The following is an 18,637-nucleotide window of genomic DNA, read 5'->3' as shown; positions in this document are numbered from 1 at the left end:
TTGCCGATCGGGTCAAGATCTGTTGCCGAACTGAGACGCTGTAAATAATCAGTCTTGTTTTCAGTGATCGTCCGGCTTAGTGTTCCCAATCGCCGAGTAAAGCCTATATAAAGCGGACAGTCGGGATAATTCCGACTTCCCTTGGGCATTGTCGCGGGGGAGTGCCATATGTCGGGTTTCGTCCGTGGAAAGCTCTTGGCGATACTGCTCGGGCTTAGTGTCGTCTTTTCGCCACTTCCCGTACTGGCTCAGAGCTCCCGAACCGTCTTACCCGCGGCACTTCCCGATCACGACCGGCCACCACCGGCGAGTGTCAAGGCCACGGCGGCCGTCGCGGACGCGGCGGGTCCCGCCGTCTACGCCTATGACGCGGCGGGCATGTTGACCGGCGTCACGCACCCCGGCGGCGAGGCCGCCAAGTACAGCTACGACCCGGCCGGCAACCTGACCGGCATCGAGCGGTACCCCGCGACGCAGCTCTCGGTGATGAGCGTCGTCCCGGTCGCCGGCCGGCCCGGATCGACCGTGCGCCTCTCCGGCACCGGCTTCTCCGCCACTCCGTCGGGCAACGCCGTCTCGTTCAACGGCGCCGCCGCCACCGTGACCGCCGCCACCGCCACCTCGCTCACGGTGACGGTGCCGGCGAGCGTGACCACCGGTGCGGTCGCCGTCACCGTCGGCGGCACCACCGCGCAGGCCGGGACGTTCACCGTGGCCGGTCCTGGACCCGCCCTCACCGCGGTCACTCCGCAGACCGGTCCGCCGACCACCGCGGTCACCATCACCGGATCCGGCTTCGCGAGCGCGCTGTCGGACAACATCGTCAGCATCAACGGGTTGCGCGCCGAGGTGACGGCGGCCACGGCCACGCAGCTGACGTTCGTGGTTCCCAACGGCGCGAGCTCCGGCAAGGTGTTGGTCGCGACCCCCGCCGGAGAGGCGACCTCAGCCGCGGACTTCATCGTCCCCCTGACCGCGGTGGACCCGGCCACCATCGAGAACACGACCCGCCTGCAGGTCGGCGGCGAGGCGCAGCCCGTCCTCATCTCCAGCGCGGGCAAGTCCGCGCTCGTCGTGTTCGACGCGCCGGCGTCAGGTGAGGTCGACGTCGGGCTGACGGGGAGCACGCTGGGCACGATCAACGCGACCGTCTACAACTACGCGGGCACCAGAATCCAGAACGTCACCGTCGCCAGCAGCAGTGGATCACTGCACCTCAGCGGTCTCGCCGAAGGGCGGACCTACCAGCTCCTGCTCGATCCGAGCACGGCGACGGCGACAGGTCAGGTCACGGTGACGCTGTCGTTCCCGGTGTCCGGCGGCCTGCTGTCGGCCACGGCCGCGGGATCGACCGCGACGATCGCCCGGCCGGGCCAGCGCGCGGTCTTCACCTTCGTCGGAGCCGCGGACGCCGCCGTGAGCGTGGGATTCACCGGTAGCACGATCGACAAGTACTGGAACGTCGACGTGGTGGGGCCGAACGGCACGGTGGTCGACAACTACAATTACTCCGCCGGCACGTCAGGTGACCTCGATCTTCCGAAGCTGCCGATATCCGGCACTTACCGGGTCGTCATCGATCCCGCCTCCGCCGCGACCGGCTCGGTCACGGCGACGCTGTCGTCCCCGGTGTCCGGCGGCCCGCTGTCGGCCACGGCCGCGGGATCGACCGCGACGATCGCCCGGCCGGGCCAGGACGTGGCGTTCACTTTCACCGGGGCCGCGGACGCCGCCGTGAGCCTGGGATTCACCGGCACCACGATCGACAAGTTGTGGATCGTCAACGTGACGGCCCCCGACGGCACGAAGGTGGTCGACAGCCGGATCTTCGCCGCCGGCGCGTCGGGGGAGATCGACATTCCGAAGCTGCCGGCGTCCGGCACCTACCGGGTCGTCGTCGATGCCAACTTGGGCGGTACCGGCTCGGTCACGGCGACGCTCTCCCTACCGGTGGCCAGCGGCGTGCTGTCGGCGACGGAGGCCGGGTCGGTCGTGACGATCGCCCGGCCGGGCCAGGACGCGGGATTGACCTTCGCGGGCACCGCCGACGCCGCGGTGAGCCTCGGTCTCACCGCCAACACCTTCGGCAAGACGATCTACCTGGACGTGGTGGCGCCGGACGGGACCGTCGTCGTGGACAACCAGTTCCTGTCCTCGACGACCTCCGGTGAGATCGACATCGCCAAGCTGTCGCAGACCGGCACCTACCAGGTGCTGATCGACCCGGACCAGGCGAGCACCGGCTCGGTCACGGTGACGCTGTCGAGCCCGGTGTCCGGCGGCCAGATCACGGCGACGGGCGCGGCCGCGGTGCTGCCGATCCCGCGGCCCGGTCAGGACGCCATCCTCACCTTCGCCGGGACGGCGGACCGCCCCGTGAGCCTGGGGTTGACGGCGAACACGCTGACCAAGTCGGCGTACGTCAACGTGCTGGCGCCGGACGGCACGGTCACGGTGAAGAACTTCTACGTGTCCGCCGCGGCCGCCGACGAGATCGACATCGAGAAACTTCCGCAGACCGGTACGTACCGGGTGGTGATCGATCCCAATGACGCGGCCACCGGCTCGATCACGGCCACGCTGTCCGAGCCGCTCACCGGGACGCTGACGCCCACCGGCGCCGGGGTGACGTCGGCGCTCTCGCGCGCCGGTCAGGACGCGGTCCTGACCTTCGCCGGGACGGCGGACCGCGCCGTGAGCCTGGGGTTGACGGCGAACACGCTGGCCAAGGCCGTGTACGTCAACGTGCTGGCGCCGGACGGCACGGTCACGGTGAAGAACTTCTACGTCTCGGCTGCGGCGGCTGACGAGATCGACATCGTCAAACTTCCGCAGACCGGTACGTACCGAGTGGTGATCGACCCCACCCAGGCGGTCACCGGCTCGATCACCGCCACGCTGTCCGAGCCGCTCACCGGGACGCTGACGCCCACCGGCGCCGGAGTGGCGGCGGCGATCTCGCGCGCCGGTCAGGACGCGGTCCTGACCTTCGCCGGGACGGCGGACGGCGCCGTCGGCATCGGCCTCACCCCCAACACCGTCAACCAGCCGATGTACGTCAACGTGCTGGCGCCGGACGGCACGGTCGTGGTGAAGAACACCTATATCTCGGCCGCGACGGCCGACGAGATCGACATTGCCAAACTCCCGCAGACCGGGACGTACCAGGTTGTGATCGACCCGACGAAGGCGGGAACGGGGTCGGTCACGGCCACGCTCTCCAACCGGATCGCGGCCGGCTCGCTCACCCTGGGCGGCGCCGTCGTCAACGCCACGATCGCCCGCGCCGGGCAGGACGCGGCCTACACCTTCACCGGCACCGCCGCCCAGAAGGTCAAGCTCGCCGTCACCGGGGTGCCGAGCTTCACCGGGCCGATCTACGTGGCCGTCATCAAGCCTGACGGGACCCAGCTCAGCAACACCTACATGTCCGCCAACACGACCGTCAACGTCGCGGACCTTCCCGCGGCCGGGGCGTACACGGTCGTGGTCGACCCGACCAAGGGCCTGACCGGGCAGGTCGGCCTCGCGCTCGCCACCAGGACCACGCTCGCGCCGCCGGCGCCCGCCGCCACGAACGCGACCTCGGGTCCGGCCGCCTCGCCGTCCCCGACCCCGTCGGCGACCGCGCCGATCCGGCCCGCCACCTTCGCCGGTGAGACGCCGTACGGCGAGGGGGACTGGAAGCCCGACAAGGGCAACCTGCAAGGCGTCGACTGGAACATCCGGCGGGCCGAGCCCGCGACGATCGAGCCGGCGCTGGCTTCCACCGGGGTCACGGCACTGTCCGGCGTGATCCGGACGATCGACGGCAAGCCGCTGCCGAAGGTCGCGCTGACCGTCGGCCGGGTCAAGGGGACCACCGACGGCAAGGGCCGCTTCCTGCTCACCGGTCTGCCCGCCGGAACCTCGACGCTCGACGTCGACGGTGCCGCGGCCAGCACGAAGGGCCACCGCTACGGCTTCTACTCGGTCAAGGTGGACCTGGCCGCCGGGCGGACCACCGTGCTCCCGTACACCATCTGGATGCAGCGGCTCGACACCCAGTACATGGTGAAGTTCGACTCGCCGGCCACCAAGGAGGTCGTGCTCACCACGCCGAAGATCCCCGGCCTGGAGGTACGCATCCCGGCGGGGTCGGTGATCCGCGACAAGTTCGGCAAGGTCATCACCGAGCTGGGCATCACGCCGATCCCGATCGACCGGCCGCCCTTCCCGCTGCCGCCGAACGGCATCGTGCCCGTCTACTTCACCGTGCAGCCCGGCGGCACCTTCGTCTTCCCCGACGGCGCCCGCGTCGTCTACCCGAACTACACCAAGCTGCCGCCGGGCCAGACCGTGGACTTCTGGAACTACGACCCGGAGCGGCAGGGCTGGCACGTCTACGGTCACGGCAAGGTGAGTGCCGACGCGACGCAGGTCGTACCGGATCCCGGCACCAAGGTGTGGTCGTTCTACGGCGGGATGTTCAACACCGCGTCGCTGCCGAAGTGGCTGCAGGGCTGGTTCAAGGACGTCTGGGACTGGATCAACGGCGACCCGGTGCAACTGTCCACCGGTCAGCTCATGGACTCGCGCACCGACCTCGCCGTCGACGACGTGCTGCCGATCGAGGTCACCCGCACGCTCTACCAGGGCGACACCGCCAACCGTGACTTCGGGATCGGGCAGATCGGGGCCTACAACGCCTTCCTGCACTCGGAGCAGCAGTACCAGGAGGTCGACCTCTACATTCCGGGCGGCGCGATCATCCACTACGTCCGGACCTCTCCAGGAACGGGCTTCGGGGACGCGGTCTTCGCCGCCGTGAACACTCCCGGCGAGTACCGAGGCTCGACCATCAGACGCGACAACACGCGCGACGGCTGGGAACTGTGGCGGCGCGACGGCATGCGGTACTACTTCCCGCAGTACCAGCCGCTGGCGGAGATCAGGGACCGCAACGACAACACGATCACCTTGACCCGCGACGGCCAGCTCAACCTCGTCCAGATCACCTCGCCCAACGGCAAGTGGATCAAGCTGGCGTACAACGCGAACAACCGCGTCACCGGGCTGCGCGACAACATCGGCCGCACGGTGGGCTACACGTACAACGCCGGCGGCCGGCTGGAGACGGTCACCGACACCGGCGGCAAGGTCATGAGGTACACCTACGACTCCGCCGGCCGCATGTTCACCGCGACCGACACCCGGGGCATCACCTACCTGACCAACGAGTACGACGCCGCGGGCCGTGTGGCCAAGCAGACGCTGACGGACGGGCAGATCTACACGTTCGACTACGTCACCGACACCGCCGGGAAGATCACCGAGACCCGGGTCACCCAGCCGAACGGCGCGGTGCAACGGGTCACCTTCAACGCGGCCGGCGCGGCGACCAGCCAGACCGAGGCGTACGGCACGCCCGAGGCGAGCACGACGACCTTCACCCGCGGCACCGGCCAGCGGATCGACTCGATGACCGACTCCACGGGCCGGACCACGTCCATGTCCTACGACGGCGAAGGCCGGCTCACCCAGTCCACCCGGCTGTCGGGCACCCCGGCCGAGGCGAAGGGCGTGAAGACCGTCTACGGCGGGCCCTTCGACCTGCCCTCGGCCGTCACCGACGAGCTGGGCAAGACCACCACGTACGAGTACGACGACAAGGGCAACCTCCTCACCGAGACCGACCCGCTGGGCCGGGTCAGCAAGACCCGCTACAACTCCGCGGGCCAGGTGCTCACCGTCACCGACGCGGCCGGCAAGGTCACCACCAACACCTACAGCCTCGGCGACCTGAAGACCTCCACCGATCCGACAGGCCGCGTCTCCCGCTTCTTCACCGACAACGCCGGCCGGATCACCCAGACCACCGACCCGGCCGGAGCCGTCTCGACGATCGCCTATGACGCCCGCAACCAGATCGGCTCCGTGACGGACCCGCTGGGCCGGACGTTCGCCTTCGGCTACGACGAGAACGGCAACCGCACCAAGCTCACCGATCCGCGCAACAACTCGATGTCCTGGGAGTACGACGCCTCGGACCGGGTCACCAAGGTCACCGATCCGCTCGGCCGATCGACGATCACGACCTACGACAAGGCCGGGCAGGTCGCCACCACGACCAGCCGCAACGGCAAGCTCACCAAGTTCGCCTACGACGCCCTCGGCCGGACCAAGCAGGTCGACTACGGCGTCAGCGGCACCACCGCCGAATCGACCGTGGTCTTCACCTACGACGAGGCCGACCGGCTCAAGCGCATCGCCGACACGGCCGCCGGCGGCGACACGGTCTTCACCTACGACGACCTCGACCGGGTCACCCGGGTCACGCGCCCGGCCGGGCAGGTCGACTACGGGTACGACGCGGCGGACCAGCGGACCAGCGTCACCGTCCTCGGCCGGGCGCCCGTCACCTACGACTACGACGACACCGGCGCGGTCAAGCGGATCGCCCGCGGAAACGTGGCCGTGGCCCCGCACTACGACGACGCGGGCCGGGAGGACCGCCTCGACCTGCCCGGCGGCTGGAGCCAGCACTACGGCTACGACGACGCGGGCCGGGTCACCGGGATCACCTACCGCCACGGTACGACCGACAAGGGCGGCCTGGCCTACGGCTACGACCCGCTCGGCCAGATCGCCGACGTCACCGGCTCGTTCGCCAAGGTCGCGCTGCCGGCGGCGGTCAGCGGGATGGTCTACGACGCGGCCAACCGGCTGACCAGCCGTTCGGGGCAGACGCTGTCGTACGACCCCGACGGCAACCTCACCGGCGACGGCACCACCACCTACGACTGGAACGCCCGAGGCCAGCTCAAGGGCCTCAGCCGGGCCGGCCTGACCGCCGGGTTCCGTTACGACGCCGAGGGGCAGCGAGACCGCCGCACGGTCAACGGAGCCGTGACCGGCTACCTGGCCGGCGGGGACAACCCCATCGCCGAGACCGACGCGTCGGGCAACGTCACGGCCGAGCTGATGTCCGGCGCGATCGACCAGTGGTTCGGCCGCACCAGCGGGGCCGGCACCCAGACCTATCTCACCGACCTCCAGGGCAGCACGCTGGCGCTCGGCGCCGACGACGGCAGCCTGAAGACGGCCTACTCCTACGACCCCAACGGCGGCACGACGGCCACCGGTGATCCGGGCGGCAACGGGTTCACGTACACCGGCCGCGAGGACGACGGCACCGGCCTGCTGTTCTACCGCGCCCGCTACTACAGCCCGACGCTCGGCCGGTTCATCAGCGAGGACCCGGTCGGCGTCGACGGCGGGGCCAACCTCTACGGTTACGCGGCCGGCGACCCGGTCAACGCGACCGACCCGAGCGGCAACAGCCCGATGCTGGCCGCCTGCCTGGGCGGCGCGCTGTTCGGCGGCGGCCTGGAGTACCTGACCCAGCGGCTGTCCGGCCGCAAGGTCGAGTGGGGCAGCGTCGGCACGCAGGCGCTGCTCGGCTGCGGGCTCGGGATGTTCGGCAAGGCGTTCCAGTTCGGCAAGGTCGCGCAGTGCGTGGGCAACAGCTTCACCGGCGACACCCCGGTCCTCATGGCGGACGGGACACGCAAGCCGATCAGCGAGGTGCGGGTCGGCGAGCTGGTCATGGTGACCGATCCGGCGACCGGGGCCACCCGCGGCGAGCCCGTCACCGCGCTCATCCAGGGCCTCGGGTCGAAGAGCCTCGTCGAGCTGACCGTGGACCTGGATGGAGAACGGGGCACGGTCACCGCGACCGACGGGCACCCGTTCTGGGTCCCGGACCGCCGCGAATGGGTCGAGGCCGGCGACCTCGTCCCCGGCACGTGGCTGCGGACCTCCGCCGGCACCTATGTGCAGGTCAGCGCGGTCCGCAAGCTCTTCAGATGGGACCGCGTCCACAACCTCACGGTCGGCGGGACGCACACGTTCTATGTGGCCGCCGGCGCGGCGAACCTGCTGGTCCACAACGGCGCCTGCCCGAAGGCGTCCTGGCTCGGCAAGGCCAACTTCACCAGCCAGAAGACGATGAGCAAGAAGTTCGACGCCCACGCCGCCGACTTCGGCATCAAGGGCACCCGCAACAAGGCCTCGATGCAGGCGTTCGAGAAGGCCATGCGGGACCACATGGCCGCGCCGGGAACCAAGATCTACCGGTTCAACTACCGGGGACAGGGCACGGCGGTCGGCTTCATCGATCCCAGTACGGGCAAGATGGTGATGCTCCACGCGGACGGGTCGTTCTGGTCCGCCTGGAACCTCGGAAGCAAGCAGCTCGCGGGCATCATAGACAAGGGTTACCTGTATTGACGGCAGGCGGAGGCGACCCCGCGACGAGTGGGGAGCTGGCCGAGGCGCTCCTCGACGGCCCCCACCGGTTCGGCGGCCGGTGGCTGGACGAGGGCGCCAAGGCGGTGGTGCCGGTGCCCGCGTCCTGGCCGCCGGACGAACGGCTCGCGGGCCGGGTCTCCGCCGGCGCCCGGGCGTCCGGCGTGGACCACGTCCTCGCCGGACAGGTCGGCGCGCGGCACGCCGCCGAAGGCGTCCTTGAGCTGCGGGTGCCGCTGGCCGGGCTGCCCCGGTCCGACAGCGGCCTCCTGCTCGCCCTTCCCGGGCTGTCCGGCGCCGTCCTCGTCACGGGGCAGGGATACGCGCTGGTCGCGGGGGACGCCCGGTTCGTCCGGGCGTGCCTGGACACCGGGATCGACGAGGCCAGGGTGAGGTTCGCCAGATACGCGAAAAGGCTGGCCGGCTCGCGGCCGGAGCTGGCGGCGATCGCCGCGCGGTTCCCTCCGCGACATCCGTCGGCGTCCACGCCGGCCGAGGTCGCTCCGGGCACCGGGGTGGCCGAGCAACTGGCTCTTATGAGGGCACTGGCGTGCGGCGACCTGCCCGCCGCATCCTTCGCGCCGGCCTGGCTGGCCGCCCGCCGACGCTCCCTTGAGGAGGGAGATCGGGTCCGTGACGGCCTGGAACGGGCACTGCTGGACGTCTTCTACGCCCTGGAGGACTACACGGCCGACCCGGACCTTCGCGAGCCCGGCGACCTCTCCGACGAGGAGCTGACCGCCCGGGTCCGCGAGTCCCTCGCCGGCCTCGCCCCGCCTGAAGCCGCCCCGTCGTGAGGCCGCTCCGTCGTGAGGCCGCTCCGTCGTGAGGCCGCTCCGTCGTGAGGCCGCTCCGTCGTGAGGCCGCTCCGTCGTGAGGCCGCTCCGCCCCGGAGCCGCGATGATGGACGATCACCCGAGCCACCGCCGACCTCCTCCGAGGGCTTGCGCCAGCGGCCGACCTTCATTGAGATGGATTCACGTAAGGTCGCGTGCGCGGCGAAAGTGAACCGGTAAATTCAGGGGCGGCCGTATGAAGCGACCCACGATCGACGACATCGCCCGCAGGGCCGGTGTCTCGAAGGGTGCGGTGTCGTTCGCGTTGAACGGCCGTCCCGGCGTCTCCAGCGCGACCCGCCGCCGCATCCAGGCCATCGCCGCCGAGCTGGGCTGGCAGCCGAACAGCCTGGCGCGGGCCCTGTCCGACGGGCGGCCCGACGTGCTGGGTCTCGTGGTGGACCGGCCGGCGCGCACGCTGGGGCTGGAGCCGTTCTTCATGCAGCTGATCTCCGGCATCGAGGCCACGCTGTCGGCGGCGTCCGTCGGACTGCTGCTGCAGATGACCGAGGACCCCGAGCACGAAATCGCGATTTATCGGAAATGGTGGGCGCAGCACCGGGTGGCCGGGGTGTTCGTCGTCGATCTGAGGGCCGAGGACGCCAGGATCGCCGTGCTGGAGGAGCTGAAGCTGCCCGCCGTGGTCATCGGCGGACCGGAGGGGACGGGGCGGCTGCCCGCCGTCTGGAGTGACGACGCCGGCGCGATCGGCGTCGTGATGGAGCACCTGGCCGCGCTGGGGCACCGCAGGATCGCCAGGGTCGCGGGGCAGGAGGAGCTCAGGCACACCCGCGTCAGGACCGGCGCGATGCGGGAGGCGGCCGCCAGGCTGGGGGTGGCGGCCGTCACCGTGTACGCCGACTACAGCGGCGAGAGCGCCGAGCGGATCACCTTCGACCTGCTGCGCGGGCCAGGGCGGCCGACCGCCATCGTGTACGACAACGATGTGATGGCCGTGGCGGGCACCGCCGCCGCTCGCGAGGCGGGGATCTCGGTGCCCGCCGAGCTGTCCGTCGTGGCCTGGGACGACTCCGCCCTGTGCCTGCTGTCCCGGCCCCACCTGACGGCGGTGAGCAGGGACATCGCCGCGTTCGGCGCCCAGGCCGCCAGGTCGCTGCTCGACCTGGTCGAGGGCCGCGAGGTCGGCGACTCGCGGCAGGCCGAGCCGCGCCTGGTGGACAGGGGGAGCACCGCCCCCTGCGCTGACCCGGTTCAGTAACCGAGCGGAAATCTCACCGACTAATCATTGCAACTAAACGGGTTTAGTGATGGCATGTCAGCCAATCCCCGCTGCTCAAGCCCGGAGGGTTGATGACATCGTTCCGCCCCCTGCATGAATCCTGGACCGTCCGCTCGGCGAGCGGCGACGTGCGGGCTCCGGCCACGGTCCCCGGTTGCGTGCACACCGACCTGCTCGCCGCCGGGCTGATCCCGGATCCCTACCTCGACGACAACGAGAACCGCGTGGCCTGGGTGGGCCGTACCGAGTGGCGTTACGAGACGGAGTTCTCGTGGGACGGCACCGAGCACGAGCACACCGACCTGGTCTGCAAAGGGCTCGACACCGTGGCCGAGATCGAGCTCAACGGCGTTCTCGTGGGCGAGACCGCCAATATGCACCGCTCCTACAGGTTCGACGTCCGCCACGTGCTGCGCATCGGAGGCAACCGGCTGGCGATCACGTTCCGGCCGGCGCGGGAGTACGCCGAGCGGCTGAAGGAGGAGCTCGGCGACCGGCCGAGCACCTACGCGGAGCCCTTCAACTTCATCAGGAAGATGGCCTGCGACTTCGGCTGGGACTGGGGGCCGACGCTGGTCACGGCCGGCATCTGGCGGCCGATCGGGCTGCACGAGTGGAGCGGTGCCCGGCTGGCCGCCGTGCGGCCGGTGGTGAGCGTCGCCGACGGCGTCGCCCGGGTCGCCGTGCACGTCGAGGTCGAGCGGGCCGTACAGGAGAACCTGCTGATCACCGCCAGTGTCTGCGGCAGGTCTGTTATGGGAGCGCTCCCAGCGGACAAAGCGCTGCTTGAGCTCGAAATCCCCCAACCCGAGCTGTGGTGGCCTCGTGGGTACGGCGCGCAGCCGCTGCACGAGCTGACCGTGACGCTCGGAGACGACCTCGATGCGTGGCAGTCGAAGATCGGGTTCCGGACCGTCGAGCTGAACACGGCGGACGGCGCCTTCACGATCGAGGTCAACGGCCGCCCGATCTTCGCCAAGGGCGTCAACTGGATCCCCGACGACTGCTTCCCGGCCAGGATCGACCGCGCCCGCTACGCCGAGCGGCTCGCGCAGGCGTGCGAGGCCGGCGTCAACCTGATGCGCGTCTGGGGCGGCGGGCTCTACGAGAGCGACGACTTCTACGACCTGTGCGACGAGCTGGGGCTGCTGGTCTGGCAGGACTTCGCGTTCGCCTGCGCCGCCTATCCGGAGGAGGAGCCGCTGCGTTCGGAGGTCGAGGCCGAGGCCCGCGAGAACGTCACCCGCCTCATGCCGCATCCGAGCCTGGCCCTGTGGTGCGGCAACAACGAGAACATCTGGGGCCTGTTCGACTGGGGCTGGCGCGCGAAGCTGGCCGGGCGGAGCTGGGGCGGGGGCTACTACCTCGACCTGCTGCCCGGCATCGTGGCCGAGCTCGACCCGGGCAGGCCGTACTGGCCGGGCAGCCCGTACTCGGGGTCGATGGACCTGCATCCCAACGACCCTGACCACCACAACATTCATATCTGGGATGTCTGGAACGAACGCGACTACACGGCCTACCGCGAATACCGGCCCCGGTTCGTCTCGGAGTTCGGCTTCCAGGGGCCCGCCACGTACGCGACCATCAGGCGGGCCATCGGCGACGAGCCGCTCACGCCCGACTCGCCCGGCATGCGGCACCACCAGAAGGCGATCGACGGCGAGCTCAAACTGGCCGCCGGGCTCAAGCCGCACTTCCCGCCGCCCACGAGCTTCGCCGAGTGGCACTACCTGACGCAGGTCAACCAGGCCAGGGCGATCCAGCTCGGCGTGGAGCACTTCAGGTCCCTGTGGCCGCACTGCGCGGGCACGATCGTGTGGCAGCTCAACGACTGCTGGCCGGTCACGTCGTGGTCCGCGATCGACGGCGACGGGCGCAGGAAGCCGCTGTTCCACGCGCTGCGCCGGGCTTACGCCGAGCGGCTGCTGACCGTGCAGCCGCGCGACGGCGGCCTGGCCCTGGTGGCCGTCAACGACACCGACGAGCCGTGGGTGAGCACGGCGGTGGCCGCGCGGCTCGGCGTGGACGGCGTTGAGCTCCAGGCCGAGAGCTTCGACATCGAGGTGCCGCCGCGCGGCGCGGTCACCGTGCCCCTAGGCGTGGGCGAACCGGCCGACCCCGCCAGAGAGCTGGTCGCGGTGCGCGCGGGGGAGCGCCGGGCGCTCTGGTTCTTCCTGCCGGACAAGGATCTCGACCTGCCCGAGGGGCGGTGCACGGTGACGGTCGAGGGGCTTGACGTCACCGTTGACGCTCACACGCTGGTCCGGGACCTGGCGATCTTCCCCGACCGGGTCCACCCCGACGCCGAGGTGGACGACCAGCTCATCACGCTGCTGCCCGGCGAGAGCCATCGGTTCCGGCTGAATCGCGACATCGGAATGAGTGTGCCGATCACCTGGGTGAATGCCCATACCCCCCACATGGAGATGTAGATGAGAGTCAAGCAGATCATGGCAGGCGCCGCGCTTGCCGTACTCACCGCCTGTTCGGGCGGCGGGGTGCCGCTGACCGCCGGCAGCACCGCGCCCAGCTCCGCGTCGGCCCCGGGCGGCGCCGCCAAGGACGTGATGGTGAACGTCGCCGCCGCGACCGGCCAGTTCACCGAGAACTTCAACCCACTGGTCCAGGGCGTCCCCAACCTCATGGGCACGTGGGGGATGATCTACGAGCCGCTGATGTTCTTCAACCAGTCCAAGTCCGGCGACGTCCAGCCGCTGCTGGCCACCAAGTACGAGTTCGGCGACGACGGCAGGTCGCTCACCTTCACCCTCCGCGAGGGCGTGAAGTGGAGCGACGGCAAGCCGTTCACCGCCGAGGACGTGGCGTTCAACTTCCTCTACCGCCGGGACAAGAAGGACCTGAACGCGGCCGGCACCAACATCAAGGACGCGCAGGTCCTCAGTCCCACCCAAGTGAAGATCACCTTCACCGAGCGGATGTACACCAAGCTCTCGGACGTCGCGGGCGCCCCCACCTACATGGTGCCCAAGCACATCTGGGAGAAGATCGACAAGCCGAGCAAGGAGACCAACCCCAAGCCGGTCGGCACGGGGCCGTTCATGGTGGGCGAGTTCACACCGCAGAGCTACACCTTCCTCAAGAACCCGCTGCACTGGGACACCGGCAAGCCCAAGATCGCTGGGCTGCGGTTCTGGACGTACAACAACAACGACGCCTCCATGCAGGCGCTGGTCGCCGGGCAGCTCGACTGGGCCGGGATGTTCATGCCCGAGCCGGACAAGCAGTTCGTGGCCAAGGACCCGCAGCACAACCAGTACAAGAACGAGGCCCACCTCTACATCACCAACCTGATCCCGAACCTCACCAAGGCGCCGCTGAACGACCTGGCCGTACGCCAGGCCGTCAACGTCGCGCTCGACCGCGACAAGATCATCGACCTGGCGTTCGCCGGGCTCGGCAAGCCGGTCAGCCCGCTGGGCCTGGTGCTGCCGCTCTTCCAGGACTACGTCTCGCCGAAGTACGCCTCGCTGAAGCTCGAGTACAACCAGGACAAGGCCCGCCAGCTCCTCGAGGCGGCCGGCTACACCAAGGGCGGCGACGGCTACTACGCCAAGGACGGCAAGCGCCTGTCCATCACCTGCCACCTGGTGACCGGCTGGACCGACTACATCTCCGCCGCTCAGGTCATGAAGCAGCAGCTCAAGGAGGTCGGTATCGAGTTCAAGGCGAAGGAGGTCTCCTTCAACGCCTTCGTCGACATCCAGCAGAAGGGCGACTTCCAGGCGATGCTGTGGAACGCCTGGGGCGGCCCCCTCCCGTTCCAGATGTACAACAACATCCTCAACAGCAAGAGCGTGCCCCCGGCCAACCAGAACATGGCCCGCTACAAGAACCCGGCCGTGGACGAGGCGCTGGAGCTCGTCGCCAACACCCCGCCGGAGCAGGCGGACACGATCAAGCAGGCCCTCTACGCCATCCAGGACGCGGTCGTGGCCGACCTGCCCTACATCCCGCTGCAGCAGTCCAGCTCCCTGGCGGAGTTCCGGACCACCAACGTCACCGGGTGGCCCACCGAGCAGAACCCGTACGCGCTCGGCCTGCCGTTCTCCCACCCCGACAACGGCATCGTGGCCAAGAACCTCCAGCCGGCGCAGTAGTCACATGGGATATCTCTGGCGCAAGCTCGGGTTCTACGCGGTGGCGCTGTGGGCGGCACTGACGATCAACTTCCTCATCCCGCGCCTCATCAGGGGCAACCCGGTCGACATCATCCTGGCGCGCTTCCAGACCAGGCAACCGCCGCCACCGGAGTTCCGCAGGACCCTGGAGGTCATGTTCGGGGTCAACGACGACCCGCTGTGGATCCAGTACCTCGCCTACCTGCGCCACCTGGCCACCGGCGACCTGGGCACCTCCGTCACCTACTACCCGGCCCCGGTGACCACCGTGATCGGCCAGGCGATCCCCTGGACGCTCGGGCTGGTCTCGATCTCGCTGCTGATCACGATGGCGCTGGGCGTCGGGCTGGGCATGGTGGCCGGGTGGCGGCGGGGGAGCTGGCTGGACAATCTCATCCCGTCCACGACGTTCCTGGCCGCGATCCCGTACTTCTGGCTGGCCCTGCTCCTGCTCTTCCTCCTGGGCGGGGGGCTCGGCTGGTTCCCGCTCAACGGCGCCTACGACTACGCCCACGTGCGCATGGGCCTCACCGGCGAGTTCATCGGCAGTGTGCTCTACCACGGTGTGCTGCCCGCGCTCACGCTGGTGATCTCCGGGGTCGCGGGGTGGCTGCTGGGCATGCGCAACATGATGGTCTCGACCATGGCCGAGGACTACGTGGTCATGGCGCGGGCGAAGGGGCTGCGCCCGCGCCGGGTGATGATCGCGTACGCGGCCCGCAACGCCGTGCTGCCCAGCGTGACCGGGTTCGCGATCACGCTCGGCTTCTTCGTCGGCGGCCAGGTCGCCACCGAGGTGGTCTTCTCCTACCCCGGCGTGGGATTCGCGCTGCTGCAGGCCGTCGGCAGCGCCGACTACCCGCTCATGCAGGGCCTCTTCCTCATGATCTCGGCGGCCGTGCTGGCCGCCAACCTCCTGGTCGACCTGCTGTACGGGCTGATCGACCCCCGAGTGCGGAAGGCGGGCTGAGGCCGTGACCGTCGTTGTAAGCCTGGCCGCTCCCCGGGACCGGCTGCTCGGCCTGCCGAGATCGGGCAAGCTCGTCACCGGCCTGGCGATCGTCGGCTTCTTCGCCCTGCTCGCCGTCATCGGGCCCCTGCTGGTCGGCGACCCCGAGGCCCTGGTGGCCGGACGGCTCGACTCGCCGTCGGCGCAGCTCTGGCTCGGCTCGACCGACACCGGGCAGAGCGTGCTGGCCCAGCTGCTGCACGCCACACGCGGGTCGATGCTGATCGGCCTGGTCGCCGGGGTGCTGGCCACGGCGGCCTCGCTGATCGTCGGCGTCGTCGGCGGGTATGTCGGCGGCTGGCTGGACGAGGCGTTCTCCCTGCTCAGCAACGTCACGCTGGTCATCCCCACGCTGCCGCTGCTGATCGTGGTCGCCGACTACGTCGAGGACAGCGGCCCGGTCACCTACGCCCTGATCATCTCCCTGATCAGCTGGGCGGGCCCGTCGCGGGTCATCCGGTCGCAGGTCATGTCGCTGCGCAACCGCGATTACGTGGACGCGGCACGGGTGAGCGGCGAGCCGGGCTGGCGGATCATGATTTTTCACATCCTGCCGAACCTCACCCCCGTCATCGCCTCCGGGTTCGTCTGGGCGGTGATCGGGGCCATCCTCACCGAGTCGGGACTGTCCGCGCTCGGCCTGGGTGGCGGCTCCGTCACCTCCTGGGGAGGGATGCTCTACTTCGCCCAGAACGGCTCCGCGCTCTCGCTGGGCGCCTGGTGGTGGTTCGTTCCGCCGGGGCTGTGCATCGCCGCGCTCGGCACCGGGCTCTCGCTGATCAACTTCAGCATCGACGAACTGATGAACCCGCGACTGCGAAAGGCGGCCGCATGAACGACACCGTTCTGTCCGTACGCAACCTGAGCGTGGCCTACGGACAGACCCGCGCGGTCCGCGACATCAGCTTCGAGCTGGGCCGGGGCCAGGTCCTCGGCATCGCGGGCGAGAGCGGCTGCGGCAAGTCGACGCTGGCGTACGCGATCAACCGGCTGCTGCAGCCACCCGGCAGGACCACCGCCGGCGAGGTGGTCTTCCACCCCCAGGACGGCGACCCGATCGACGTGCTCGCCCTGGAGGGGGAGGCGCTGCGGCGCTTCCGCTGGCGGCGGGTGGCCATGGTGTTCCAGAGCGCCATGAACGCGCTCAATCCCGTGCTCAGCGTCCGGCGCCAGCTCCACGACGTGTTCACCACCCACGAGCCGTCGATGTCCAAGCGCGAGCGGGAGGAGCGCTCCCGCGAACTGCTGAAGCTGGTCGGCATCGACCCTGGACGCATCGGCTCCTACCCGCACGAACTGTCGGGGGGCATGCGCCAGCGGGTGCTGATCGCGATGGCGATGGCGCTCAACCCCGACGTGGTCGTCCTGGACGAGCCCACCACGGCGCTCGACGTGGTGGTGCAGCGCGACATCCTGGAGGAGATCGACCGGCTGCGGGAGATGTTCGGCTTCGCCGTCGTCTTCATCACCCACGATCTGTCGCTGCTGCTGGAGATCAGCGACCAGCTCGCGATCATGTACGGCGGCCGCATCGTCGAGTACGGCACCAGCAAGGACACCCTCCTCCAGCCCCGCCACCCCTACACGGTGGGCCTGCTCAACTCCTTCCCCAGCCTGCGCGGCGAACGCCAGGCGCTGCACGGCATCCCCGGCAGCCCGCCCGACCTGTCGAAGGAGGTGACGGGCTGCTCGTTCGCCCCCCGCTGCCCGTACGCGTTCGAGGGCTGCGACAAGTACGAGCCCGAGCTCGACTCGATCCAGGACTCCTTCGTGGCCTGCCTGCAGTACGACCGCAGGCTGCACCCCGCCCGCCCCGACCGGCGCCTGCTAGAACGCCGCTTCGAGTACGAGGTGACCCCGTGACGTCGATGACGGTCAGCCACCTGAGCAAGACCTTCAAACTGAACCGGAAGGAGCGCCTCAGGGCGGTCGACGACGTCTCCTTCGAGCTGCGCTCCGGCGAGACCACCGCGCTGGTGGGGGAGAGCGGCAGCGGCAAGTCCACGATCGCCCGCATGCTGGCCAGGCTCGTCACGCCCACCTCCGGCGAGATCCTGCTGGCGACCTCGAACTACCGCAAAGACGTACAGATGGTCTTCCAAGACCCGTTCGCGTCGCTCAATCCGGCCCACACGATCGGCTACCACCTGCGCCGCCCCCTGGAGATCCACAAGACGCCGGGCACGGCCGAGGAGCTTCTGGAACGGGTCAACCTGCCCGCCGCGTTCGCCCGCAGATATCCGCACGAGCTGTCCGGCGGCCAGCGGCAGCGGGTGGCGATCGCCCGGGCGCTGGCCCCGCGTCCCAAGGTGCTGCTGGCCGACGAGCCGGTCTCGATGCTGGACGTGTCGATCAGGCTGGAGATACTCAACCTGATCGACCGGCTCAAGAGCGAGGAGGACCTGGCCGTCCTCTACGTCACGCACGACCTGGCCACCGCCCGGCACTTCGCCCGCGACATCATGGTCATGTACCGGGGGCAGATCGTCGAACGCGGCCCGGCCGACGACGTCATCCTCACGCCGGAGCACCCGTACACCCGGCTGCTGGCCGAGGCCGCCCCCGACCCCTGGGCGGCGCACGAGGGCGAGCGGCCACCCCGGCAGGAGCGCAGGAACGGGCCACCCCTCGCAGGCGGGTGCCTGTTCCGCAACCGTTGCCCGTACGCCACCGACGCGTGCGGCGGCGAGGTTCCTGTGTACGGAGAGGAGCACCTCGTCCGCTGTGTCCTGCGCGCTCCGGACCGGACGGCGATGGAACGGGATGGAACGCCCTCCTAGCAGAGAAGGGGAGACCGAGGGAGAGTTCACGATGGCGAAGTTCATGGATGTGCACAGCGGGTTCGTCGGCGTCACCGAGGAGCAGCTGCGCGAGGCTCACGAGCGCGACCTCGCGGTCGAAGGTGAGGAGGGCGTGCACTTCGAGCGCGCCTGGCTCGACCCCGAGTCCGGCAAGGTGTTCTGCCTGTCGTCCGGACCGTCGAAGGAAGCGGTGCAGCGGGTGCACGAGAAGGCCGGACACCCCACCTCGGAGATCTACGAGCTGCCGATCGAGGTGGACTGACCACGCCCCTTACCGGTGGCACCTGAACCCGGGTGCCGCCGGAGCCGTACCTCTTGCC

The 18,637-nt window shown here is 69.6% G+C and carries 10 protein-coding genes; all 10 read left to right on the top strand.

Annotation, left to right across the window (positions count from 1 at the left end; genetic code table 11):
* The first annotated feature begins 168 nt into the window (after nucleotides 1–168).
* Nucleotides 169–8,271: an RHS repeat-associated core domain-containing protein gene (locus tag ACGFNP_RS36250; RefSeq protein ID WP_393326446.1), complete on the top strand. Its 8,103-nt coding sequence runs from the start codon at nucleotides 169–171 to the stop codon at nucleotides 8,269–8,271.
* Nucleotides 8,268–9,086, top strand: coding sequence for a hypothetical protein (locus ACGFNP_RS36245; RefSeq protein WP_393326443.1), 819 nt, complete (start codon nucleotides 8,268–8,270; stop codon nucleotides 9,084–9,086). The genes ACGFNP_RS36250 and ACGFNP_RS36245 overlap by 4 nt, the downstream gene beginning before the upstream one ends.
* Nucleotides 9,087–9,321: 235 nt before the next feature.
* A complete protein-coding gene (locus ACGFNP_RS36240) occupies nucleotides 9,322–10,344 on the top strand; it encodes a LacI family DNA-binding transcriptional regulator (protein ID WP_393326441.1) in 1,023 nt (340 codons plus the stop codon).
* A 92-nt stretch (nucleotides 10,345–10,436) separates the two neighbouring features.
* Nucleotides 10,437–12,800 carry a glycoside hydrolase family 2 protein gene (locus tag ACGFNP_RS36235; protein WP_393326438.1) on the top strand — a complete coding sequence of 788 codons (2,364 nt, stop codon included), beginning with the start codon at nucleotides 10,437–10,439 and terminating at the stop codon, nucleotides 12,798–12,800.
* Nucleotides 12,801–14,486: an ABC transporter substrate-binding protein gene (locus tag ACGFNP_RS36230; protein WP_358318066.1), complete on the top strand. Its 1,686-nt coding sequence runs from the start codon at nucleotides 12,801–12,803 to the stop codon at nucleotides 14,484–14,486.
* 4 nt (nucleotides 14,487–14,490) lie between these two features.
* Nucleotides 14,491–15,477: an ABC transporter permease gene (locus ACGFNP_RS36225; protein WP_358318067.1), complete on the top strand. Its 987-nt coding sequence runs from the start codon at nucleotides 14,491–14,493 to the stop codon at nucleotides 15,475–15,477.
* A gap of 4 nt (nucleotides 15,478–15,481) precedes the next feature.
* The gene (locus ACGFNP_RS36220; RefSeq protein ID WP_358318068.1) at nucleotides 15,482–16,351 is read left to right on the top strand and encodes an ABC transporter permease; all 870 of its coding nucleotides are present in this window, start codon (nucleotides 15,482–15,484) and stop codon (nucleotides 16,349–16,351) included.
* Nucleotides 16,348–17,379 (top strand): ABC transporter ATP-binding protein, encoded by a 1,032-nt coding sequence (locus ACGFNP_RS36215; protein WP_393326435.1) that lies wholly within the window; start codon nucleotides 16,348–16,350, stop codon nucleotides 17,377–17,379. Before ACGFNP_RS36220 ends, ACGFNP_RS36215 begins: the two co-directional genes overlap by 4 nt.
* Nucleotides 17,380–17,384: 5 nt before the next feature.
* Entirely contained in the window at nucleotides 17,385–18,296 is a 912-nt protein-coding gene (locus ACGFNP_RS36210; protein ID WP_358318339.1) for an oligopeptide/dipeptide ABC transporter ATP-binding protein, read from the top strand.
* Nucleotides 18,297–18,327: 31 nt separating this feature from the next.
* On the top strand, nucleotides 18,328–18,579 hold the full coding sequence (locus ACGFNP_RS36205; protein ID WP_358318070.1) for an SCO4226 family nickel-binding protein: 252 nt from the start codon (nucleotides 18,328–18,330) through the stop codon (nucleotides 18,577–18,579).
* Nucleotides 18,580–18,637 lie beyond the last annotated feature (58 nt).

The organism is Nonomuraea sp. NPDC049269 (genome assembly GCF_043197155.1).
Taxonomy (GTDB): Bacteria; Actinomycetota; Actinomycetes; order Streptosporangiales; family Streptosporangiaceae; genus Nonomuraea.
This window is presented reverse-complemented; position numbering and strand designations above follow the sequence as displayed.